This window comes from Robertmurraya dakarensis, from assembly GCF_900156875.1.
GTDB classification, from domain to species: Bacteria; Bacillota; Bacilli; order Bacillales; family Cytobacillaceae; genus Robertmurraya; species Robertmurraya dakarensis.
Map to the genome: position 1 here is coordinate 1,037,789 of NZ_LT707409.1, position 23,517 is coordinate 1,061,305.

19 protein-coding genes are annotated in these 23,517 nt (G+C 38.7%); 13 read left to right on the forward strand and 6 right to left on the reverse strand.

The features are described from left to right. Positions 1-175: 175 nt before the first annotated feature. Positions 176-1,411, reverse strand: coding sequence for an IS110 family RNA-guided transposase (locus tag CZ487_RS14010; RefSeq protein WP_077210804.1), 1,236 nt, complete (start codon positions 1,409-1,411; stop codon positions 176-178). A gap of 614 nt (positions 1,412-2,025) precedes the next feature. Between CZ487_RS14010 and rbsD the strand changes: the two genes are divergently transcribed. The 4 genes from rbsD to rbsB all read left to right on the forward strand — a co-directional run bounded on the left by rbsD (position 2,026) and on the right by rbsB (position 5,878). Then, positions 2,026-2,421, forward strand: a complete 396-nt coding sequence (rbsD, locus tag CZ487_RS14015; protein ID WP_077212912.1) for a D-ribose pyranase — start codon at positions 2,026-2,028, stop codon at positions 2,419-2,421. Next, a complete protein-coding gene (locus CZ487_RS14020) occupies positions 2,421-3,938 on the forward strand; it encodes a sugar ABC transporter ATP-binding protein (RefSeq protein WP_077212914.1) in 1,518 nt (505 codons plus the stop codon). The genes rbsD and CZ487_RS14020 overlap by 1 nt, the downstream gene beginning before the upstream one ends. Continuing rightward, positions 3,919-4,860, forward strand: coding sequence for an ABC transporter permease subunit (locus CZ487_RS14025; RefSeq protein ID WP_077212916.1), 942 nt, complete (start codon positions 3,919-3,921; stop codon positions 4,858-4,860). Before CZ487_RS14020 ends, CZ487_RS14025 begins: the two co-directional genes overlap by 20 nt. A 79-nt stretch (positions 4,861-4,939) precedes the next feature. Then, entirely contained in the window at positions 4,940-5,878 is a 939-nt protein-coding gene (gene rbsB / locus CZ487_RS14030; RefSeq protein WP_077212918.1) for a ribose ABC transporter substrate-binding protein RbsB, read from the forward strand. A gap of 58 nt (positions 5,879-5,936) precedes the next feature. Here rbsB and CZ487_RS14035 read toward each other — a convergent pair whose 3' ends face one another. After that, positions 5,937-6,353, reverse strand: a complete 417-nt coding sequence (locus CZ487_RS14035) for a DUF1284 domain-containing protein (RefSeq protein WP_077212920.1) — start codon at positions 6,351-6,353, stop codon at positions 5,937-5,939. A gap of 235 nt (positions 6,354-6,588) precedes the next feature. Continuing rightward, positions 6,589-6,783, reverse strand: a complete 195-nt coding sequence (locus CZ487_RS14040; protein WP_077212922.1) for an H-type small acid-soluble spore protein — start codon at positions 6,781-6,783, stop codon at positions 6,589-6,591. A 152-nt stretch (positions 6,784-6,935) separates the two neighbouring features. Between CZ487_RS14040 and CZ487_RS14045 the strand changes: the two genes are divergently transcribed. The 6 genes from CZ487_RS14045 to CZ487_RS14070 all read left to right on the forward strand — a co-directional run bounded on the left by CZ487_RS14045 (position 6,936) and on the right by CZ487_RS14070 (position 18,429). Next, positions 6,936-7,859 (forward strand): YhcN/YlaJ family sporulation lipoprotein, encoded by a 924-nt coding sequence (locus tag CZ487_RS14045; RefSeq protein ID WP_077212924.1) that lies wholly within the window; start codon positions 6,936-6,938, stop codon positions 7,857-7,859. Positions 7,860-13,501: 5,642 nt separating this feature from the next. Further along, positions 13,502-14,455, forward strand: coding sequence for an aldolase catalytic domain-containing protein (locus CZ487_RS14050; protein WP_077212925.1), 954 nt, complete (start codon positions 13,502-13,504; stop codon positions 14,453-14,455). 204 nt (positions 14,456-14,659) lie between these two features. Then, a complete protein-coding gene (gene desA / locus CZ487_RS14055) occupies positions 14,660-15,691 on the forward strand; it encodes a Delta(5) desaturase DesA (RefSeq protein ID WP_077212926.1) in 1,032 nt (343 codons plus the stop codon). Between the two features lie 65 nt (positions 15,692-15,756). Then, positions 15,757-16,260: a response regulator gene (locus CZ487_RS14060; RefSeq protein ID WP_077212928.1), complete on the forward strand. Its 504-nt coding sequence runs from the start codon at positions 15,757-15,759 to the stop codon at positions 16,258-16,260. A 413-nt stretch (positions 16,261-16,673) separates the two neighbouring features. Then, positions 16,674-17,831, forward strand: coding sequence for a DUF4317 domain-containing protein (locus CZ487_RS14065; protein ID WP_077212930.1), 1,158 nt, complete (start codon positions 16,674-16,676; stop codon positions 17,829-17,831). A 133-nt stretch (positions 17,832-17,964) separates the two neighbouring features. After that, positions 17,965-18,429, forward strand: coding sequence for a RidA family protein (locus CZ487_RS14070; RefSeq protein ID WP_077215323.1), 465 nt, complete (start codon positions 17,965-17,967; stop codon positions 18,427-18,429). A gap of 67 nt (positions 18,430-18,496) precedes the next feature. Here the strand turns inward: CZ487_RS14070 and CZ487_RS14075 are convergent, their stop codons facing one another. Then, positions 18,497-19,027: an ECF transporter S component gene (locus CZ487_RS14075; protein WP_077212932.1), complete on the reverse strand. Its 531-nt coding sequence runs from the start codon at positions 19,025-19,027 to the stop codon at positions 18,497-18,499. Between the two features lie 261 nt (positions 19,028-19,288). On the opposite strand from CZ487_RS14075, the gene bluB reads away from it, so the two are divergent. After that, positions 19,289-19,942, forward strand: a complete 654-nt coding sequence (gene bluB, locus CZ487_RS14080; RefSeq protein WP_077212933.1) for a 5,6-dimethylbenzimidazole synthase — start codon at positions 19,289-19,291, stop codon at positions 19,940-19,942. A 36-nt stretch (positions 19,943-19,978) separates the two neighbouring features. Here bluB and CZ487_RS14085 read toward each other — a convergent pair whose 3' ends face one another. After that, positions 19,979-20,389 carry a VanZ family protein gene (locus CZ487_RS14085; RefSeq protein ID WP_237562888.1) on the reverse strand — a complete coding sequence of 137 codons (411 nt, stop codon included), beginning with the start codon at positions 20,387-20,389 and terminating at the stop codon, positions 19,979-19,981. Positions 20,390-20,792: 403 nt separating this feature from the next. Here CZ487_RS14085 and lepB point away from each other — a divergent pair, with 403 nt between their 5' ends. Next, entirely contained in the window at positions 20,793-21,338 is a 546-nt protein-coding gene (gene lepB / locus CZ487_RS14090) for a signal peptidase I (RefSeq protein ID WP_077212935.1), read from the forward strand. A 75-nt stretch (positions 21,339-21,413) separates the two neighbouring features. Continuing rightward, positions 21,414-22,151, forward strand: a complete 738-nt coding sequence (locus CZ487_RS14095) for a YwaF family protein (RefSeq protein ID WP_077212936.1) — start codon at positions 21,414-21,416, stop codon at positions 22,149-22,151. A gap of 348 nt (positions 22,152-22,499) precedes the next feature. Here CZ487_RS14095 and CZ487_RS14100 read toward each other — a convergent pair whose 3' ends face one another. Continuing rightward, positions 22,500-23,510, reverse strand: a complete 1,011-nt coding sequence (locus tag CZ487_RS14100) for a DUF3231 family protein (protein WP_077212937.1) — start codon at positions 23,508-23,510, stop codon at positions 22,500-22,502. Between the last annotated feature and the right edge of the window lie 7 nt (positions 23,511-23,517).

Here is a 23,517-nt window from a genome sequence, read left to right on the forward strand (position 1 = left end):
AAGCCCAGTGGTAATATGTCAAGCACTAAAATTCAATGAATTGGAAATTAATATTGTCTTTCATTGAAAAGTGTTTAAAAAAGAGTATACCTAATAAACCTCACACTATTTTCAATTTTTTACCAATACTTTCAAGTGTGAAGCTGGGTGTTTGAAAGGGTGTGAATGAGAAGTTTTAATCTCTCCTTTCGGGTGGTGTGTACAACTGATTGGTGCGTAGTAGCGAAAACACCAATCGTACCAGTTTTCTTGCGGTTAAGACGAGAGCGCGTTTGTGTTTATGTTTTGGAACTTCATCGTACTTCTTTGTGTAAAAAGCTTTATATTCAGAGTCGTACTTTCGGATCTTATCGGCAGCTTGAATAAGGTAGTAACGCAGGTATTTATTACCTGTCCTCATTCTAGCCGTTTCCTGGGATTCGAATTCGCCTGATTGGTTCTGGTTCCATACCAAACCTGCATATTTCGCTAAGGCATGATGATCTTTAAATCGCTTTATATCGCTAATTTCAGCTATCAACCCTGCCGCATAAACGTCTCCAATTCCTTTTACAGACGTTAGGGTTTGCGGTATGCCTTTCATTAACTTGGCAATTTCTTTATCCAGACGCTTTACCTGTGACTCGATATGTTGAATGGTACTTAAAGTAACAGACATCGAAATATTTACGGGGTCCTGCATAGCCTTATTCAGCCGGTAAGATGATCTAGCCAACTTTTGAAGGTATTTTGCGATTTCCTCTGGCTTTTCAAATCGGTTTTTTCCTTTATCTTGCAGGAACTCGACGAGTTCCTCGAGGCTCATTTCAGCGATCGTTTCGGGCTCTAGTTCCTCCATGACAGCCATACTCGTAGCTCCGAATTTATCTGAAAATGGATTATCCTGTCTCAGTCCACTGAACTTTAAAAAGAGCTGGTTAAGGAAATACGTTTTATTTCGGGCAATCTCCCGCATAAAATGAAACCTTGTTCGCGTTAAGCGCTGAAGAGCTTCATATTGTATGGCATCTTTCATTTGGGCTGGCAGTCGGCCAAAGCGCAAGTGGTCAGCGATGACCCAGGCATCTATGCGATCGTTTTTTACAAGAGAATCATACCCTTTTTTGAAACGAGCGACTTTTCTCGCATTTAGTACGTAGATAGAGGCTTGAAACTTAGGTTCATAGCCTTTCATTTGGTCTTGTAGATAATGGGCAAGGTGCCAACTGTAAAGATCAGTGGCTTCCATCCCAATCTTCAATTGGTTGGCCTGACTTTTTTCCGCAGTTTCTAGCATTCGTTTGATCAGGGTTTCGGCCCCGGTTTGATCATTAGAAACAGAAAAGTCGGCGAGTGTGGACCCGTCCTCCTTCATGAAATGGACATGATGGGACTTCAAGCTTACATCTACACCAACAAGCATTTGTGACATACCAATCACCTCCAGTATGTAAGTTAATCAAGAACGTTCAGACCTGGGTGCCCACGGGAATCATCGATGTCTTCCTCGTCATCAGCACTCAAAGAAAAGAAGTCCATCATGAGCGCTACACTCACTTCTTTTACGGCGGCGCAACCAGTGGTTAGACCTTCAATAATGAACCATGGGTAGCAGGCTTATGAAGCAGTACACCAAAGTGTCCGCAAGGGGGAGAAGCAATATCCTGATACGATCCTGTCGGTTCCATTGTCCCATGAGCAGGTCTATGAACGCTATAAAAAAATGACGGAGTAAAACGCTGGAGCTTCCTCCATTCTCCGCCATTTCTCGATATTCAGTTAAAGGCATTTCAAAGAAGCAGTAGGGAAACTATCCCCCTGCGAAATAAGAACAACACATTAATCTATTATTGATAGTTTGAACTTTACCTCGGCTTCCCCATCAGGTGGGTGAAACAAGGGTAAAACTAAAATATTTAAGATGGGGAAGCCGAAAGGCTAACCTTGATAACCTATAGGAATCTAGAGTGAATTTTAGAGGATCCGGATCAACTGGAAATTCTTCTAGAAAGAGCTCTTACTAGTACTATACGAGGGGGGAGAGTAATGAAAAAGCATGGTATTTTAAATAGTCCCATCGCAAACGTGTTATCTTCCTTAGGTCATACAGATACGATTGTCATTGCGGATTGTGGACTGCCGATCCCTGATGGTGTGCAAAGAATCGATGTATCGCTGAAAAAAGGCTTTCCAAGTTTCTATGAAACTCTTGAAATTATTTTGGAAGATATGGAAGTAGAGAAAATTACGCTTGCTCATGAGATTAAGGAAAAGAATGCCCCTTTACATGAGAAGCTGCAAGAAACATTTGCAACAACTGACGCCGACTATGTCTCTCATGAAGAGTTTAAAGCTTTAACGAAAAATGCGAAGGCGATTATTCGTACGGGAGAAATCACCCCTTATGCGAATATCATTCTCCATTCTGGGGTGATTTTCTAATGAACAAACAAGCGCTAGTAGAAATGAAGGGCATTAGTAAGGCATTTTCAGGAAACCAAGTTTTAACCAATGTTGATTTCGATTTATTGCCTGGAGAGATTCATGCCTTGATGGGTGAAAATGGTGCAGGAAAATCAACCATGATGAAAATCTTGACAGGAATATACGAACGAGATACCGGGACTGTTTTTAGCAAAGGACAAGAAGTCCAATTCAAGGATGCCAAAGAAGCGGAAAAAGCCGGGATTGCAGTTATCCACCAAGAATTAAATATTATTCCTTACTTAACGGTAACGGAAAATATGTTTCTTGGAAAAGAGCTGACTGTTGGAAAAACAGGAATTCTCCGTATGGCGGAAATGAAGAAAAAGACGGAAGAATATTTAAGCCGCTTAGGGATTGATATTGATCCGAATATCGAAGCTAGAGAACTATCTGTCGGACAGCAGCAAATGATTGAAATCGCGCGCGCAATCGCAGCAGATACAGATGTACTAATTATGGATGAACCAACAGCTGCTTTAACGGACCGTGAAATTGAAGCCTTATTTAAGGTAATGCGCGGCTTGCAAGAGCAAGGGGTAGGGATTGTCTATATCTCTCACCGAATGGAAGAGATTTTTAAAATGTGTGATCGCATCTCTGTATTGCGTGACGGTGAATATATCGGAACGAAAGTGATTAAAGAAACAAATTTTGAAGAGATTGTCAAAATGATGGTAGGCCGTGATATTGGCGAAAGGTACCCAGAACGACATGTGGAACTTGGTCCTGAACGAATTCGTGTGGACAAGCTAAGCCATGAGAAAAAATTCCGTGACGTCAGCTTCTCTGTACACCAAGGAGAGATTCTCGGAGTGTCTGGTTTAATGGGGGCTGGACGAACTGAAATTATGGAAACCATTTTTGGTTCAAGAAAAAAGTCTAGCGGTGAGATCTGGATTGATGAGAAGCAAGTGAATATCCGCAATCCTTATGATGCCATCCAATTAGGAATCGGTTTTATCACAGAGGACCGTAAAGATGAAGGACTTGTCCTTGACCTTTCCGTAAGAGAAAACATTTCTCTTACCAATTTAAAGCGTATTTCCAGCCAATCGGTGATATCAAAAACAAAAGAAACAGAGCTTGTGTCAAAGATGATTGAAAAGCTTCGCGTGAAAACCAGCGGTTCTGAACAAAGTGTGAAATCACTGAGCGGTGGTAATCAGCAGAAGGTCGTAATCGGAAAGTGGTTAGGGATAGATCCGAAAATATTAATTCTTGATGAACCAACAAGAGGGGTAGACGTTGGGGCGAAAAAAGAAATCTATCAAATTATGAATGAACTTACCGAACGTGGAGTCGCCATCATTATGGTGTCATCTGATCTTCCGGAAATTCTCGGAATGAGTGATCGAATCCTAGTCGTCCACGAAGGTAAGGCCACAGCAATCCTTGACCGTCAAGACGCGAATCAAGAAATCATTATGCAAGCGGCAACGGGAGGTAACTCACATGAAAAATCAGGCTCTTAGTCAAACGGTTCAGAAGTTAGGTCCATTATTAGGTTTAGGCGCGATTGTAATCATTTTGTCTATCTTAAGTCCAAACTTTCTAGAACTAAACAACTTACTAAATTTATTGCGGCAAGTTTCAATTAATGCGTTAATCGCATTTGGAATGACCTTTGTTATTTTAACCGGCGGAATTGATTTATCCGTTGGATCGATGCTCGCATTAGGGGCAGCGCTTACAGCTGGTATGTTATCAAGCGGGTTTGACCCTATCCTAGCTATTCTGTTAGGTTTGATGGCAGGGGCAATTATGGGTGCACTGAACGGTTTTATTATTACCAAAGGGAAAGTTGCTCCTTTTATTGCAACTCTAGCAACAATGACGATTTTCCGCGGTCTAACACTTGTGTACACTGAAGGCCGTCCTATTACTGGTCTTGGAGAGAGCGTTGCCTTTGAATTAATGGGTCGCGGTTATTTCTTCGGAATACCAGTTCCTGTAGTACTAATGATTATTTCTTATGGTGTTCTCTATTTTATTCTGAAAAAGACAACTTTTGGCCGCCGCGTTTATGCAATTGGCGGAAATGAGGAAGCATCACGTCTATCTGGTATTAAGGTCGATCGAGTGAAGGTAGCGATTTACTCTATTACTGGGATGCTGTCGGTTTTAGCAGGGATCATCTTAACATCACGCCTGAATTCTGCACAGCCAACCGCAGGTGTCTCGTATGAATTGGATGCCATTGCAGCGGTAGTGCTTGGTGGTACAAGTCTTTCTGGAGGACGCGGATGGATTTTTGGAACATTTGTAGGCGCTCTCATCATTGGAGTATTAAATAACGGTCTTAACTTATTAGATGTTTCATCATTCTATCAACAGGTGGTTAAAGGTGGAGTTATTCTACTAGCTGTTATTCTTGATAGAAAAAAGGCGTCATAACACATTGAAATGCCCTTCTCCGTAAACAATACGTGGAAGATCATTAATAAAAATTAATTTATTATTAGGGGGATTTATCATGAAAAAGTGGTTACAAGCTTTCCTTTTTGTAGCATTAAGTGCCATCCTTTTAGCCGGCTGTTCAACAGAGGCTCCAGGATCTAATTCAGACAGTGAAGGAGAAGCTTCAGATAGCAGTGAAGGAAGCGCTAAAATTGGACTTTCCATTTCAACTCTGAATAATCCATTTTTCGTAACATTAAAGGATGGAGCTGAAGCAGAAGCTGAAAAGCAAGGAATTGAATTAACAGTAGTTGATGCACAAAACGATCCAGCGAAACAAGTTAGTGATATTGAAGATTTAATTCAACAAGGTGTCGATGTTCTTTTAATCAATCCAGCTGACTCTGCTGCGATCGCATCAGCAGTAGAATCTGCGAACAATGCTGGTATCCCTGTTATTACGGTTGACCGCAGTGCAGAAGGTGGAGAAGTTGTAGCTCATATTGCTTCTGATAACGTAGCAGGTGGAAAAATGGCTGGTGATTTCATTGTTGAGCAATTAGGCGGAGAAGGAAATATCGTTGAGCTAGAAGGAATTCCAGGTTCTTCTGCTGCACGTGAACGCGGAGAAGGTTTCCATTCAGCAGTTGATGGTGTAGAAGGTCTTGAAGTGGTAGCGAAGCAAGCAGCAGATTTTGACCGTGCAAAAGGGTTAACAACGATGGAAAATATCATTCAAAGCTCAAGCGATATCAAAGCTGTGTTTGCACACAATGATGAAATGGCACTAGGTGCTCTTCAAGCAATTGAAGCGGCTGGTTTAACTGATGTTCTTGTAGTTGGATTCGACGCAACTGAAGATGCAGTAAAAGCTGTAGAAGAAGGCCGTATGCAAGCAACAGTAGCTCAAAAGCCGACAGTAATTGGTGAAACAGCAGTAGCAACAGCTGTAAAACTTTCAAATGGTGAAGAAGTGGAAGCATTTATTCCAGTAGAGCTTGAATTAGTAAAATAATGATGTATGATTACCCCGGTCTTTTGGCCGGGGCTATTTATTATAAAAATAGCCCTTGTCACTTAACCTCTCTTAAACCCTTCCCATCTAAAATTTCCTGAATTCCTTCCTGGCAGACGCCATAAGACCGCCACGAACAAGTTTCACAGACGTGAAGAATATCAGAAGGGTTGATATGTTTTTGGATGTGGTCCTCAATGTCCTTCCATGTGAGGATATCACCGACTTTAAGGTTCATTTTTTTTAAAATAGCAGCATCTCTAGCATAGATATTTTCATTTTCACAATGGTATTCGCCCGAGTTCGGGTATTTCTCACACAGTTTATCTGGTCCATTAACAATTTGAACCCATGTCTCTGGATGATTTCTTAATGTTTGATGCCAAGCTGTCATATTTTCAACATATTCCTTTGAATAGCCCATTCCTCGATACCCAGGCAGGCAAAAAAGGTGATGTCCACGCAATTTTAACATAATTCGCCCCTCATACATGGATATTTGTTAACCTAAACTCATCTTCGGTTAACTACTTTCATCATATCATATTAAAGTTTATAAATTGGGAATTTTTTTAAAAAATAAGGGCTTGTATTGGAAGTGATGAATATCGAAGGTTTCATAAGCGAGCATCAAAGATACCATTTCATCACGCTAGGCATCGATGACGCTGCGGCGCTTTGGGTTATAAAAGGAATACTAGGATCTTGCACTAGACATTATTTTTTCTCGCTTCTTGTAAAGCATCGATGGAAACTAGCTGCTTTTCCCCGTGGTTTCCCTGATTTGAAATAAGCGCCATACTTGACGTGTCCTCAATACTTTCAATCCATACTGGATCTCCATGATAGTGTACAGGGATTTCTTGATTAGAATTTAAAACTTCTTTGACACGGTTAAAATCCATTTTTTTATCACCTCAATATATACTTTCCCCGAACAGCTGCTGTAAAATCATTTCAAAAATTAGCAATATGAGGCAGCATGAAACTTCCCATCTTCGTTTCGTACTGAGATGTGTGACCCGGGTCTGAAAATAACCTTGGGTTGGACAGTTTAATGACTTTATTATCCAGAATAGAACCCTTCGCAAAAGCCATGATAGTTATTAGTAAAACAAAGGGAGTGAAGCATGTGAAAAAAACTTGGGCAATTGCCGCATCTGCAGCATTATCACTAACTCTTGTTGGCTGCGGAGCTAATGATGATACCGCAATGAATAACAATAACAACAACAACCAGAGTCAAGGTTTTAACACAGAGCAAGTCAGAACGAGAAATGTCAACAATAACAATAATAACAACCAAACTAACGATCGCAATCTTTCCGTTTCCGATCGAGCAGAGCTTCAGGTCGAGAGAATGAATGAAGTGGAAGAGGCTAACGTCATAATCTGGAACAATAACGCTTATGTAGCTGTCAGGCTAGCTAATCAGGGTGATAACAGAAACAATCGCAACGGTGGTATGAACGCTTCCGACGTTAACAATGGAGGGGACAATAACGGCAACGCTGTTGATCGTACCCTTGATAACGGAGGAAATGCACTAAATAATGGGACTGTTAATCAATCTGACAACAGAAATGGGAATAACGGCATGATCGATGGACAAGGCGATGCTGGTAAGGGAAGTCAGCAAAACACAGGAAATAACAATAACTTGTTTGATGTAAACAATAACAATAACAATAATAACAACAATAATGAACAGAGCGGGGCTACACCAGATCACGTAACAACAGATTATGCCTCAAACTGGAACAACTACAGCCCTGTATCAAATGCTTTTGAGCAAAAAATTGCAGACAGAGTACGCCAAGCGGAAAATAAAATCCATAAAGTCTATGTTTCCAATAACCCTGATTTATACGGAAAAATGAGCACATACGCAGATGAACTCAGAACAAATGGAAACGGAAACGGGATCCTCGATGACTTTAATAATACAGTTAACAATTTCTTTGGAAGAAATAATGAATAATTAACTAAAAAATAATCGCCCGTTTCCATGCAAAAGGCATTAGCTAAAGCAAGGAGACGGGTGGTTTTTGATATTAAGGGATTTGGTCTTCATAAAGCCAATGAGGACCGCTTGGTTGGTATTTTAAAAGGACTATGGTCTTCATAAAGGCAATGAAGACCGTTTAATTGGTTTCTTACAAGGCCTATCGTCTTCATAAAGGCAATGAAGACCGTTTGTTCGGTATTTTATAAAGCCTTTGGTCTTCATAAAAGCAATGAAGACCGTTTGGTTGGTTTTTTAAGTGACTCTTGGTCTTCATTAAGCGAATGAAGACCGTTTGTTTGTATTTTTACAAAGCTCTTGGTCTTCATAAAGGCAATAAAGACCGTTTGGTTGGGTTTTCAAATGACTTTTGGTCTTCATAAAGCCAATGAGGACCGCTTGGTTGGTATTTTAAAAGGACTATGGTCTTCATAAAGGCAATGAAGACCGTTTAATTGGTTTCTTACAAGGCCTATCGTCTTCATAAAGGCAATGAAGACCGTTTGTTCGGTATTTTATAAAGCCTTTGGTCTTCATAAAAGCAATGAAGACCGTTTGGTTGGTTTTTTAAGTGACTCTTGGTCTTCATTAAGCGAATGAAGACCGTTTGTTTGTATTTTTACAAAGCTCTTGGTCTTCATAAAGGCAATAAAGACCGTTTGGTTGGGTTTTCAAATGACTTTTGGTCTTCATAAAGCCAATGAGGACCGCTTGGTTGGTATTTTAAAAGGACTATGGTCTTCATAAAGGCAATGAAGACCGTTTAATTGGTTTCTTACAAGGCCTATCGTCTTCATAAAGGCAATGAAGACCGTTTGTTCGGTATTTTATAAAGCCTTTGGTCTTCATAAAAGCAATGAAGACCGTTTGGTTGGTTTTTTAAGTGACTCTTGGTCTTCATTAAGCGAATGAAGACCGTTTGTTTGTATTTTTACAAAGCTCTTGGTCTTCATAAAGGCAATAAAGACCGTTTGGTTGGGTTTTCAAATGACTTTTGGTCTTCATAAAGCCAATGAGGACCGCTTGGTTGGTATTTTAAAAGGACTATGGTCTTCATAAAGGCAATGAAGACCGTTTAATTGGTTTCTTACAAGGCCTATCGTCTTCATAAAGGCAATGAAGACCGTTTGTTCGGTATTTTATAAAGCCTTTGGTCTTCATAAAAGCAATGAAGACCGTTTGGTTGGTTTTTTAAGTGACTCTTGGTCTTCATTAAGCGAATGAAGACCGTTTGTTTGTATTTTTACAAAGCTCTTGGTCTTCATAAAGGCAATAAAGACCGTTTGGTTGGGTTTTCAAATGACTTTTGGTCTTCATAAAGCCAATGAGGACCGCTTGGTTGGTATTTTAAAAGGACTATGGTCTTCATAAAGGCAATGAAGACCGTTTAATTGGTTTCTTACAAGGCCTATCGTCTTCATAAAGGCAATGAAGACCGTTTGTTCGGTATTTTATAAAGCCTTTGGTCTTCATAAAAGCAATGAAGACCGTTTGGTTGGTTTTTTAAGTGACTCTTGGTCTTCATTAAGCGAATGAAGACCGTTTGTTTGTATTTTTACAAAGCTCTTGGTCTTCATAAAGGCAATAAAGACCGTTTGGTTGGGTTTTCAAATGACTTTTGGTCTTCATAAAGCCAATGAGGACCGCTTGGTTGGTATTTTAAAAGGACTATGGTCTTCATAAAGGCAATGAAGACCGTTTAATTGGTTTCTTACAAGGCCTATCGTCTTCATAAAGGCAATGAAGACCGTTTGTTCGGTATTTTATAAAGCCTTTGGTCTTCATAAAAGCAATGAAGACCGTTTGGTTGGTTTTTTAAGTGACTCTTGGTCTTCATTAAGCGAATGAAGACCGTTTGTTTGTATTTTTACAAAGCTCTTGGTCTTCATAAAGGCAATAAAGACCGTTTGGTTGGGTTTTCAAATGACTTTTGGTCTTCATAAAGCCAATGAGGACCGCTTGGTTGGTATTTTAAAAGGACTATGGTCTTCATAAAGGCAATGAAGACCGTTTAATTGGTTTCTTACAAGGCCTATCGTCTTCATAAAGGCAATGAAGACCGTTTGTTCGGTATTTTATAAAGCCTTTGGTCTTCATAAAAGCAATGAAGACCGTTTGGTTGGTTTTTTAAGTGACTCTTGGTCTTCATTAAGCGAATGAAGACCGTTTGTTTGTATTTTTACAAAGCTCTTGGTCTTCATAAAGGCAATAAAGACCGTTTGGTTGGGTTTTCAAATGACTTTTGGTCTTCATAAAGCCAATGAGGACCGCTTGGTTGGTATTTTAAAAGGACTATGGTCTTCATAAAGGCAATGAAGACCGTTTAATTGGTTTCTTACAAGGCCTATCGTCTTCATAAAGGCAATGAAGACCGTTTGTTCGGTATTTTATAAAGCCTTTGGTCTTCATAAAAGCAATGAAGACCGTTTGGTTGGTTTTTTAAGTGACTCTTGGTCTTCATTAAGCGAATGAAGACCGTTTGTTTGTATTTTTACAAAGCTCTTGGTCTTCATAAAGGCAATAAAGACCGTTTGGTTGGGTTTTCAAATGACTTTTGGTCTTCATAAAGCCAATGAGGACCGCTTGGTTGGTATTTTAAAAGGACTATGGTCTTCATAAAGGCAATGAAGACCGTTTAATTGGTTTCTTACAAGGCCTATCGTCTTCATAAAGGCAATGAAGACCGTTTGTTCGGTATTTTATAAAGCCTTTGGTCTTCATAAAAGCAATGAAGACCGTTTGGTTGGTTTTTTAAGTGACTCTTGGTCTTCATTAAGCGAATGAAGACCGTTTGTTTGTATTTTTACAAAGCTCTTGGTCTTCATAAAGGCAATAAAGACCGTTTGGTTGGGTTTTCAAATGACTTTTGGTCTTCATAAAGCCAATGAGGACCGCTTGGTTGGTATTTTAAAAGGACTATGGTCTTCATAAAGGCAATGAAGACCGTTTAATTGGTTTCTTACAAGGCCTATCGTCTTCATAAAGGCAATGAAGACCGTTTGTTCGGTATTTTATAAAGCCTTTGGTCTTCATAAAAGCAATGAAGACCGTTTGGTTGGTTTTTTAAGTGACTCTTGGTCTTCATTAAGCGAATGAAGACCGTTTGTTTGTATTTTTACAAAGCTCTTGGTCTTCATAAAGGCAATAAAGACCGTTTGGTTGGGTTTTCAAATGACTTTTGGTCTTCATAAAGCCAATGAGGACCGCTTGGTTGGTATTTTAAAAGGACTATGGTCTTCATAAAGGCAATGAAGACCGTTTAATTGGTTTCTTACAAGGCCTATCGTCTTCATAAAGGCAATGAAGACCGTTTGTTCGGTATTTTATAAAGCCTTTGGTCTTCATAAAAGCAATGAAGACCGTTTGGTTGGTTTTTTAAGTGACTCTTGGTCTTCATTAAGCGAATGAAGACCGTTTGTTTGTATTTTTACAAAGCTCTTGGTCTTCATAAAGGCAATAAAGACCGTTTGGTTGGGTTTTCAAATGACTTTTGGTCTTCATAAAGCCAATGAGGACCGCTTGGTTGGTATTTTAAAAGGACTATGGTCTTCATAAAGGCAATGAAGACCGTTTAATTGGTTTCTTACAAGGCCTATCGTCTTCATAAAGGCAATGAAGACCGTTTGTTCGGTATTTTATAAAGCCTTTGGTCTTCATAAAAGCAATGAAGACCGTTTGGTTGGTTTTTTAAGTGACTCTTGGTCTTCATTAAGCGAATGAAGACCGTTTGTTTGTATTTTTACAAAGCTCTTGGTCTTCATAAAGGCAATAAAGACCGTTTGGTTGGGTTTTCAAATGACTTTTGGTCTTCATAAAGCCAATGAGGACCGCTTGGTTGGTATTTTAAAAGGACTATGGTCTTCATAAAGGCAATGAAGACCGTTTAATTGGTTTCTTACAAGGCCTATCGTCTTCATAAAGGCAATGAAGACCGTTTGTTCGGTATTTTATAAAGCCTTTGGTCTTCATAAAAGCAATGAAGACCGTTTGGTTGGTTTTTTAAGTGACTCTTGGTCTTCATTAAGCGAATGAAGACCGTTTGTTTGTATTTTTACAAAGCTCTTGGTCTTCATAAAGGCAATAAAGACCGTTTGGTTGGGTTTTCAAATGACTTTTGGTCTTCATAAAGCCAATGAGGACCGCTTGGTTGGTATTTTAAAAGGACTATGGTCTTCATAAAGGCAATGAAGACCGTTTAATTGGTTTCTTACAAGGCCTATCGTCTTCATAAAGGCAATGAAGACCGTTTGTTCGGTATTTTATAAAGCCTTTGGTCTTCATAAAAGCAATGAAGACCGTTTGGTTGGTTTTTTAAGTGACTCTTGGTCTTCATTAAGCGAATGAAGACCGTTTGTTTGTATTTTTACAAAGCTCTTGGTCTTCATAAAGGCAATAAAGACCGTTTGGTTGGGTTTTCAAATGACTTTTGGTCTTCATAAAGCCAATGAGGACCGCTTGGTTGGTATTTTAAAAGGACTATGGTCTTCATAAAGGCAATGAAGACCGTTTAATTGGTTTCTTACAAGGCCTATCGTCTTCATAAAGGCAATGAAGACCGTTTGTTCGGTATTTTATAAAGCCTTTGGTCTTCATAAAAGCAATGAAGACCGTTTGGTTGGTTTTTTAAGTGACTCTTGGTCTTCATTAAGCGAATGAAGACCGTTTGTTTGTATTTTTACAAAGCTCTTGGTCTTCATAAAGGCAATAAAGACCGTTTGGTTGGGTTTTCAAATGACTTTTGGTCTTCATAAAGCCAATGAGGACCGCTTGGTTGGTATTTTAAAAGGACTATGGTCTTCATAAAGGCAATGAAGACCGTTTAATTGGTTTCTTACAAGGCCTATCGTCTTCATAAAGGCAATGAAGACCGTTTGTTCGGTATTTTATAAAGCCTTTGGTCTTCATAAAAGCAATGAAGACCGTTTGGTTGGTTTTTTAAGTGACTCTTGGTCTTCATTAAGCGAATGAAGACCGTTTGTTTGTATTTTTACAAAGCTCTTGGTCTTCATAAAGGCAATAAAGACCGTTTGGTTGGGTTTTCAAATGACTTTTGGTCTTCATAAAGCCAATGAGGACCGCTTGGTTGGTATTTTAAAAGGACTATGGTCTTCATAAAGGCAATGAAGACCGTTTAATTGGTTTCTTACAAGGCCTATCGTCTTCATAAAGGCAATGAAGACCGTTTGTTCGGTATTTTATAAAGCCTTTGGTCTTCATAAAGGCAATGAAGACCATTTGGTTGTATTTTTACAAAGCCTTTAGTCTTCATAAAGGCAGTACCATTTATTCCTACTGATCATTTTGCTTTTGTCCTTCATCATAGCAATGAAGACCATTGCCAATTTCCAGCACCTTTCCGTAGGCCAAATGCAGATGTAACTGCCCCACTGTTTTCACTGAATTTGACCACCGCCCATTTCTTCATAAAACCTATAGTCCATTCTGCTTATAAAAACGATTCAGCTATAAGGGAGAACCTGGTAAACTAAACCGATTTGACCTGTCGAATAACATTTTTTAGAAAAGTTTCATTTTTTTAATAAAAGTGCTTGTATTAATACATGGTTGTGATATATTACTATAATATATTTCGTTTCAATAGGAGGGGGCAATAACAAATGGAAAATCGCAGCAAGATTTTAGACTGTACCATTCGTGACGGAGGTTTAGTGAATAATTGGGACTTCAGCGTGGAATTTGTGCAAGATTTATATAATGGCTTGAGTGCCGCTGGAGTTGAATACATGGAGATTGGTTATAAAAACTCTCCAAAGCTGCTTAATGCAACTGAGCCCAATCCGTGGAGATTTCTCGATGACAATTTCCTTAAAGAAGTCATCCCTGAAAAGAAATTCACAAAGTTATCTGCTCTAGTCGATATTGGACGTGTAGACCCTGATGACATCTTGCCAAGAGAAGAATCAGTTCTCGATATGATTAGAGTAGCTTGCTATATTCGTGAAGTTGATAAAGGCTTAGAGCTTGTCAACATGTTCCATGACTTAGGATATGAAACAACTCTGAACATTATGGCACTATCCAGTGTACCGGAAAGTCAACTGATCAAAGCATTTGAAATGGTGGAGAAAAGTCCTGTAGATGTCGTCTATATCGTTGATTCTTTCGGCAGCTTAGATCCAGCTGATATCGAACATCAAGTGAAAAAATTCAAAAGCATGCTTCCAAACAAAGAATTAGGGATACATACACATAACAACATGCAATTAGCTTTTGCAAACACATTAGCGGCTATGCGCAGCGGCGTAACTTACCTAGATTCATCTGTCTATGGAATGGGACGTGCGGCTGGAAATTGTCATACAGAGCTTCTTGTAAGCTGTATCCAAAAAACAAACTATGAATTAAAACCAATCCTTGGTGTCATTGAAAAACATATGCTGGAAATGCGTCAAAAGTGGGAGTGGGGCTATATCATTCCTTATATGATTTCCGGTGTCTTAAATGAACATCCACGTGTTGCGATGGCGTATAGAGCTAGTGACGACCGCGACAAATTTGTAGACTTTTATGACAAAGTAACGTCACCTGAAACGACTAATTCAAGTAACTGAATTAAGAGCTAACCAACCTAGATCATGCTGTGATCTAGGTTTTTTCTATTTTTTTAAAAAGAGTTATTGTGCGCTGTTAAGCGATTTTTAGCTCCTTATATGACATTTATCATACTCCACCTATGACACCTGCTACTTACATATGACATTCTCCTTCTATATAATTCAATGTAACGACGCAACACAGGAAGGGAATTCGAATTAATGACCTTACAAAACACGAAAACTTTGAGAAAACAAGTAGCTCCATTTGAAAAATCAACGACAAAAGAAAGTATATGGCAATTGATTAACACAGTGCTGCCATTTATAGGATTATGGTTTATCTCGTATATAAGTCTTTCCGTATCTTATTGGCTGGCTCTGGTCCCGATTATCATCGCTGCAGGATTTTTAGTAAGAATCTTCATTATCTTTCACGACTGCACCCATCATTCCTTTTTTAAAAGCCGCCGTGCAAACCGTATCGTCGGAACTGCTATGGGAGTATTAACACTATTTCCATTTGATCAATGGGGACATGAGCATTCCATTCATCACGCGACAAGCGGGAATCTTGATAAACGCGGAACGGGAGATATCTGGACGCTGACTGTTGAAGAATATTTAGCTGCACCATTAAGCATTCGTCTAGCTTACCGTTTTTACCGCAACCCTCTTGTCATGTTCGGTTTAGGACCATTTTATCAATTTCTTTTAATGAATAGATTCAACCGAAAAGGTGCCAAAAAGAAGGAACGTAATAACACATATTTAACGAATATTCTAATCGTTGCTTTGGCTGCCCTGCTTTCTTGGGCTGTCGGCTGGCAGTCATTTCTGTTTATCCAAGGGTTCATCTTCTTTTTATCAGGATCAGTAGGGATTTGGCTATTTTATGTCCAGCACACTTTCGAGGATTCTTATTTTGAGGAAGACCAAGAGTGGGAATATGTGAAAGCAGCAGTGGAAGGAAGTTCTTTCTACAAACTTCCGAAGTTCTTTCAATTCTTAACAGGAAATATCGGCTTTCACCATGTGCATCATTTAAGCCCAAGGGTTCCGAACTATAAATTAGAAGAGGCACACAAGAACACGCCTCCATTACAGAACGTTCCAACGATTTCCCTTTTAACAAGCTTGAAGTCACTTCGTTTCCGCCTCTGGGATGAAAAAAGTAAAAACTTTGTGAGCTTTAAAGAGGGCAGAGCATTAGCACAACAAAGTATTTCCGTAAAAGTGAAACCTGAACTGTAACTCCGTCAACTATATGACTCCCCGCTGGAATGGGGAGTTTCTATTTTATCAAAGGAGAGACATACATGATACGAATAGTCATCGCTGAGGATCAAGAAATGATATTGGGGGTAATCGGTTCCCTGCTTAACCTGGAAGAGGATATGGAAGTGGTCGGCCACGCAAAGAATGGAAGAGAAGCCATTACTCTCGTTCAACGATTACAGCCTGACCTTTGTATGATGGATATCGACATGCCGGAAATGAATGGACTAGATGCGGCACATGTTCTAAGAACGGAAAAATGCAAAGTGATTATTTTAACAACCTTTGCTAAAAAGGGAAATACAGAACGTCTCTTAAATGCTGGCGTTAAAGGTTATTTCCTGAAGGATAGTCCGAGCGAAGAGTTGGTGTCAGCTATTCGCAGCATTATGAACGGTACTCAAATATACGCACAAGAACTTCTAGAGGAAAATAATGCTATGGACATATTAATCCATGATCTTCCTGCCAAAAGAAATACAGTAACAAAGATAAGAAATTATTTTACAACCATAGTTGATAAAATAAAACAGCCGACCGGATAAAGGGAGGCTCTTTTGAAAAACAGGTTAAATAACTTACGAAAAGCATGGCATAGAAAATTTGCCATGCTTTTTAAGTGGAGAATTTCCCGCTATTGTCTAGAGGGGCGGCTTAAGAAGCAGATATAAGGGTAGAAATTCCCTTTATCCTATCTAATTAACGCAAAATCCAAAGATTTTGATCATATAACCGGAAAAACTCCCTCTATTTTTCAGCAAATCTGGGTATTTCCCTATATAGCGGGAATTTCTCCTTTTATTTTTCTAACACAATGAAAATCAATATTAGATCACTTTAATGTTAACATAATTAGATTATAGTTAAGTTAACTCTTAAAAATTGCAAAAGACTAGGAGTTTATAGGTATTTCAATTTTGAAATCTGAACGATATAATCAAGGATGGGAGTGAAATGAATGAACAAAAATGACATCGCGAATATCAGAAAGCAATTTAAATTAAACAACGAACGCATGAGAATACGAGAAATCTTCAATGTTTATGTTAAGAAGGAATCAGGTGAAATTTACCATTATTTTAGTCAGCCGTTTCAAATGTTAGACATGGAAGCACAAGAGATATTTTTGCAAAACTTTAAAAAGATACTGACCGGAAATTTGGATGGTAAATTGTTTGAACTGAAATTCAGGCGCGATGTAGAGGATAGCACGCAACAGATTCTTTACGAAGGCTTGCAAATGGATTCAGAAGATTGGAAGGAAAATATGCTTCAAATCGTTGAGAAAATGTATGCTCATAAGGTTTATGAGTTTGATACAGTGGTGACGTTTATTCGGGGAGAATACAGCAAATTCACCAAACCTCGGGATCATGAATCCGATTTCGGCGGGAATGATGAACGCTTTTCAAAGGAGTTTATTCTCTGCAGTCTTAATAAAACAGATCAGCCGAAAAAGGCACTGCTGTTTGATTATATTGAAAAAATCTTCAAACCTAATAATGTCATTGATCCGATTATCAATATGGCAGCGCCATTGTCAGGCTTTATGTTTCCTGCGTTCAACGACAACGCGGCCGACGTAAATCATATTCTTTATCGTGCCGGAAAAGAGAACGAGCCGGATGAAAGGTTTATTGAAGAAGTTCTCAATTGTGAAGACATCATCACCGCCATCGAGGATAAGGGCAGTTTCGAAATGGTCCTAAATAAGGTGATTGGCGACGAAGTAGAGCCAAGGGTCATTTCCAGCGTGTATGAAGAAATTGATAAACTGATCCAGGAGAACGAAGAAAGCGAAGAAAGTGAAGTTCCAAAACTAGATTATCAAGATGTCGAACGCATCCTAAAGGTCAGCGGCGTGGAGAATGTCGACACCGCCAAAGTAGAGCATGCTTTTAAAGATGTCATGGCGGACGAAAAACATGAATTCAAAGCAAGCAGCTTAGTTCCGAAAAACATCAAAATCAAAACAAATGTGGCTAGTGTAACGATCAACCCGAAAGATCTGAAAAATATAAAGTATATTACATATGAAGGAAAACGCTGCTTATTAGTCGAAATCGATGAAGATGTTGTGATCGAAGGTTTTCGCATAGAGCAGGAAACACTTTAAAGGGACAAGCCAAACAGGACGATTTTCTTGAAATCGTCCTGTTTTTTTATTAAAAGAAGGGATGCTCATTGGTGAAAGAGAATTAATGATAAAGGTGCTGCCATTAAAAATACAAATAAAAGGTGATTTAACGATGAATAGAATTGAAGCTACACCTGAACAAAAAATAGAGGAACTAGGACTATTACTGCCTGCCCCGCGACAAGCAGCAGGAAATTACGTCGGCTGTGTCCGGACTGGGAACCTTATTTTCACGGCGGGTCAAGGTACGAATGAATACCGTGGCAAGCTAGGTGAGGACGTCACGGTCGAAGTGGGCTATCAGGCGGCAAGACAGTGCATGCTCAACCTTTTAGCCGTCATCAAACAAGAAATTGGTGAACTAAGCAAAGTAAGAAGAGTTGTAAAAGTCTTGGGCTTTGTAAACAGTGCGCCTGGATTTACGGACCAGCCAAAGGTGTTGAATGGTTCCTCTGATTTGCTGGTGCAAGTTTTTGGAGAGAAAGGAAAGCATGCACGTTCTGCAGTCGGGATGGCTGAACTTCCGCTTAACAATGCCGTTGAAGTAGAAATGATTGTGGAAATTGATCCGTCATGATTAAGAGATAGAAGAAACAAAAAAGGGGACGGCACGAAGTATGCTGTCCCCATGTTTTGTTCTATATTTATTTAACTAATCTTTTTAAGCGTCCTGCAACAGGGATAACAATAATACCTGCTAGGAGAACCTGCATTAAGTTTCCTGGAATCGATCCAAATGGAAGAATCCAGTTACCGTAAAGAATTACTTCAGTAAAATAGTAACCTACAATTTTAATAACTAGTGCAACGGCAACCGCTAAAGAGTATACCAACACTCGATTGCCCGGTACCTTTTCCGCTATCAGCCCTGCTAAATAACCCATTGCTCCAACAATAACGAATGTAAACGGCGCCCATGCTGCCCAGCCCATGATCAAGTCAAAAAACGCCATTCCGAAGGCACCAGCGATAGCTCCAGTTTTTTTCCCAAATACAAACGCGGCGATGAAGAGAGGGACGTTCCCCATATGGATTAAGCCACCGTTACCCATGATCGGCAGCTTGATGTTAATGAACATCGTAGCTACTAAAGTAAAAGCAATAAAAAGTGCGTTGATGACTAAGCTCTTTGTTTTTGTCCTAGTCACTTGTGTTGTTGACAAAGTTGAATTCATATGACAACCTCTTTCGTTTTTTTTAATATAATACTGCTAATATGACACTGATTGTAGACCCAATTCTGTTAATTTTAATAGGGTCAGTTTTGTTAGCTAGCTATAATCTACTCATTTCATCGGGATGATAAGAAAATTAATGGTAAAATCATATTTAGATATGAAACTAGCAGTATATGTTGCAAGCAAAGTTAAGTAGCTCATCATATAAAGCTCTTAGACGGAACATTAACTCTATATGAAAAAGGAGAGAAAACTCATATGTTCACAAACGAAGAGAGAGATGCCATCTATAAGGTCATTTATAACAGGAGGGATATTCGTACCTTTTTGCCAAAACCTGTACCAGAAAACAAGATCAATCGAATCTTAAACGCCGCTCACCACGCACCATCTGTAGGATTTATGCAGCCATGGAACTTTATTCTTATTACATCGACTGAGGTAAAGGAAAAGCTGGCTTGGGCAGCGGAAAAAGAAAGAAAAGCGTTAGCCATTCATTATGATGGGGAAAAAGAAATGAAGTTTCTTGATTTAAAGATTGAGGGCTTAAAAGAAGCACCGCTGACGATTTGTGTAACATGTGATCCGACCAGGGGAGGTTCCCATGTGTTAGGGCGAAATTCCATCCCTGAAACGGATATTCTATCAACTGCCTGCGCAATTCAAAACATGTGGTTAGCATCCTGTGCTGAAGGATTAGCGATGGGGTGGGTAAGTTTTTATAAAAAGAATGATATTCGAGATATATTAGGTATCCCTCCGCATATTGACCCAACGGCACTTATTTCAATTGGATACACAGACGATTATCCAGAAAAACCTATTTTAGAACTAGCCAATTGGGAACAAAGGCGTTCATTAGAACATCTTATTTTCGAGAATAAGTGGGGTAATCATAAAGATTCGAAATAAAGCATACTTTCGGGCCCTCAATATCGAAGGCCCATATTACTTAATATCCAAGACTTTTTGAAAAACTGGCTGGACTAAATATCCAATCCATACACCTACTACATTTAGCAGCAAATCATCAATATCTAAACTTCCTCTTTTGGTGAAAAATTGCAACCCTTCAATTGTGCTTATCGTAAAAATGGTGATGATCAGCAATTCCTTCATTGAAGCTGGCTGCTTTATGTACCTGTAATACAATCCGAACGGAATGAATAACCCAATATTTGCGCTTAAATTATAAAAAGCGATTAAAAATCCGACGTTACCAGACAAATAAAAATAGATGGTTTCAAAAGGGATAAGATTAACGCTTCCATAGTTTGAGCCATTCGGTCTGAAAAATAATAAAATGAGCAATCCTGATAAATAAAGAAACGTGATGGCATGGAAAATTCGCTTTGGCAACTGTATTTTTTCTTCCCGAAACCAGCATACACATAATAAAACAAATACCGTAATACAGAACCACACAACTCCGATGACAACCTGGTGCAGATGCTCTGTTAACTCTATCCATACTGGTAAAAGGATCAATAAAAAAGTTTGCGAATAAACGAGACTAATGATAATGTTTTTTTTCATACAGAAATTATAACAAGATTAAGGCAGTAAAGGGAAAATGAATCCTAGATTCTCAATTAGTTGTTTTTTCAACAGCCCCATTAAAAAAAACAACCTTTTAAGAAAATTTAGTTTATTATCTAGACGGTTCTAGTGTTAAGATATAGATAGATTATATTGTTTCTAAAAGAACAGCTGTCCCATTTTTAACACGACAGCGATCCTATAATCAAATGGGGAGGAAATCATGAAAGAAAGTACAAAAAAAGAGATTTATTCATGGGTGAAATCAATTGCTTTTGCTTTTATTCTCGTATTTATTTGCAGGCAATTTCTTTTTTTACCATCTACTGTGCTGGGTGCATCCATGTTCCCAACTTTCGAAGATCATGATCGAGTAGTAGTCAGCAAAATTTCTGAAATTCAACGATTTGATGTGATTGTGTTTGATGCACCGGATTCGGATGAATACTATATCAAACGAGTCATTGGTCTGCCGGGAGATTCAATTGAAGTGAAAGATGATGTTCTATATATTAATGGCGATGTATATGAAGAGCCTTATTTAGAAGAAAACAAAAAACAGACCCTGCAAAAAAGACTTACATATGATTTTACATTAGACGAATTGACGGGCGAGTCCACTGTTCCGCAAAACTCATTATTTGTCATGGGGGATAATCGCGCAAAAAGTACAGACAGCCGTGAATTCGGTTTTATTTCCGAGGACTCTATCATTGGAGAAGTGAGATTTCGATTCTATCCAATAAAAGCAATTGGCATCCCGAAGTAATAAAAGAATGGAGCAACGTTCGTTTTAACAGCACGTTGCTCCTATTAATTTATCACAGGAAAAAATGGTGATTCTATGGAAAAATATTTTCAAGCATACGGAAGTGAGGGCTTTGTTCTATTTTCATTGACGCATTTGTTAACGATAATTTTCTTGTTACTGCTAGTCGTCATCATGTTTCTCTCACGGAAATTTCTTAGAGAAACGAAAGCAAATACAATTTTTCGAATCGGTCTTGCATCTATATTAATATTATCGGAGATCGCCCTGCATATTTGGTGGTGGGGGTATGATTTTTGGGATATTCGGCATTCTTTGCCGCTTCACTTAAGCAGCATATCCCTGTTATTATCGGCAGGATTACTTATCACCAAAGATTTTCGTATTTTTGAGTTCACTTATTTTGCAGGACTGGGCAGTGCCATCCAGGCGATGATAACACCGGATATTAGTGCCTATTCTTTTCCACATTTCCGCTACGTTCATTTCTTTATATCCCATGGCGGGATCGTTCTTGCAAATTTGTTTTTTGTCCTAGTGGAACAGTACAGGCCAAGATTTAAAAGTCTGCTAAAAGCCTTTCTTTATTTGAATCTTTATGCTTTCATTGTATTTCTAGTTAATCTGATATTAAGTGGAAACTATATGTATATTTCAAAAAAACCTGTCAATCCGTCAATAATGGATTATTTAGGACCATGGCCGTTTTATATTATCCCCTTAGAAATCATTGCATTTATAACTTTTATGATCCTTTATCTTCCATTTGGTCTTAAAAAATTTTTTAATAAAAGGATAAGAACCAGGGGATAAGAAGAGCCCCAAACATGGGTTTTTCCTATTACAATTTTTTCCTAGTTTCCTTCGCAAGCGAGACTTCAAGTTAACATAACGAAAAAAGGCAAACACAATTGTGCTCACCCTTTTGTCAATGTGGAAATAATGATGTGCTACTATCTCGTTACGATAAAGGCTGCAGCCTCCATAAAGGGCGGAGTTGTTTTCTTAACATCTCCATTATGAATTTTACCCTAATCATTAAAGTGATGATTCTGTTAACGAGACTATATAGAGTATTCACATTCAATCCCCCCACATTGTTATTCGTGTACGGAAGAACCGACACTAAGTATAGTATCTTCTATAAACGGATAACCATACTCATTTACCTTTTTGGATGATGTTCGGTCGATCCTCCATTTGAGGAGGCTCCTCAAACCAGCCGTTTTTTATCTTAATTTCAATGCCTTCCTGGGCGTAGAAGTAGATATCCTTAGCTAATAACATGGATTTCATTGCTAAATCATTTCTTAAACTAAAGAATGCACCAGTTCCTGATCCAACGAGACTAAATCCATTGAGAATATAGATACAATGCATCATAAGCTTGTCAGAAAAGGGAGGAGTGATTGATGGTGTAACCGTAGCACCAGAAGTCGCAGATAGTTGAACATTTTCTTCTAGCAGTACTTCTTCCATCATCTTGATCTGTTTCTTAGCCAGTTCCATTCCTTTTACAAAGTATTGTTTTACTTCTTCGTTTTGTGCGCATTGAGCAAACCCCGTAATCAATTGCATTCCAATATTATTTGCTTCCAAATTATGATGAAGAATTCCAATTTCAAGGTCATTCAATGCTCTTTTGTCACCGAAGAGCTTAAATCCTTCCAAATACTTTTTAGACTTGATAAATTCAGTACTTTTTGGAATCGTGACTTTTGGCGGCAATGCCAGAATCCCTCTTTCTAGTAAGTAAAAGGTAGGGAGTTTGTAAATCTTCTGCGTTACAGTCGTAAGCCCCTCATAAATCGCCATTACATCTTTATTGTAGCTCATATTCATGCTGAGGGTATATAGACCCATACTAACTTCCTTTAAGATACGGACAAACATGATATCAAATCCATTGTCATAAAGCTTTGGAGCATCCAAGTTAACATCCTCTGGCAGAAATCCAATTGGTTTTACCATACCGTGCTTGGAGAAAGTTTCTTCTATCTCTTTCACATAAAAGTTAAGCTCCTGCCACAATCCTCCCATAATATTTCTGGCTTCTTGGTCATCTGCTTTCTCAATAAAATATTCCAAAAACCTCATGATCAACGTTTTCTCCTGGTATATCTGCCAGAGTGTTCCTATTTCTGATACATTAATAGGATTTGTTAAAATCATGGATCTG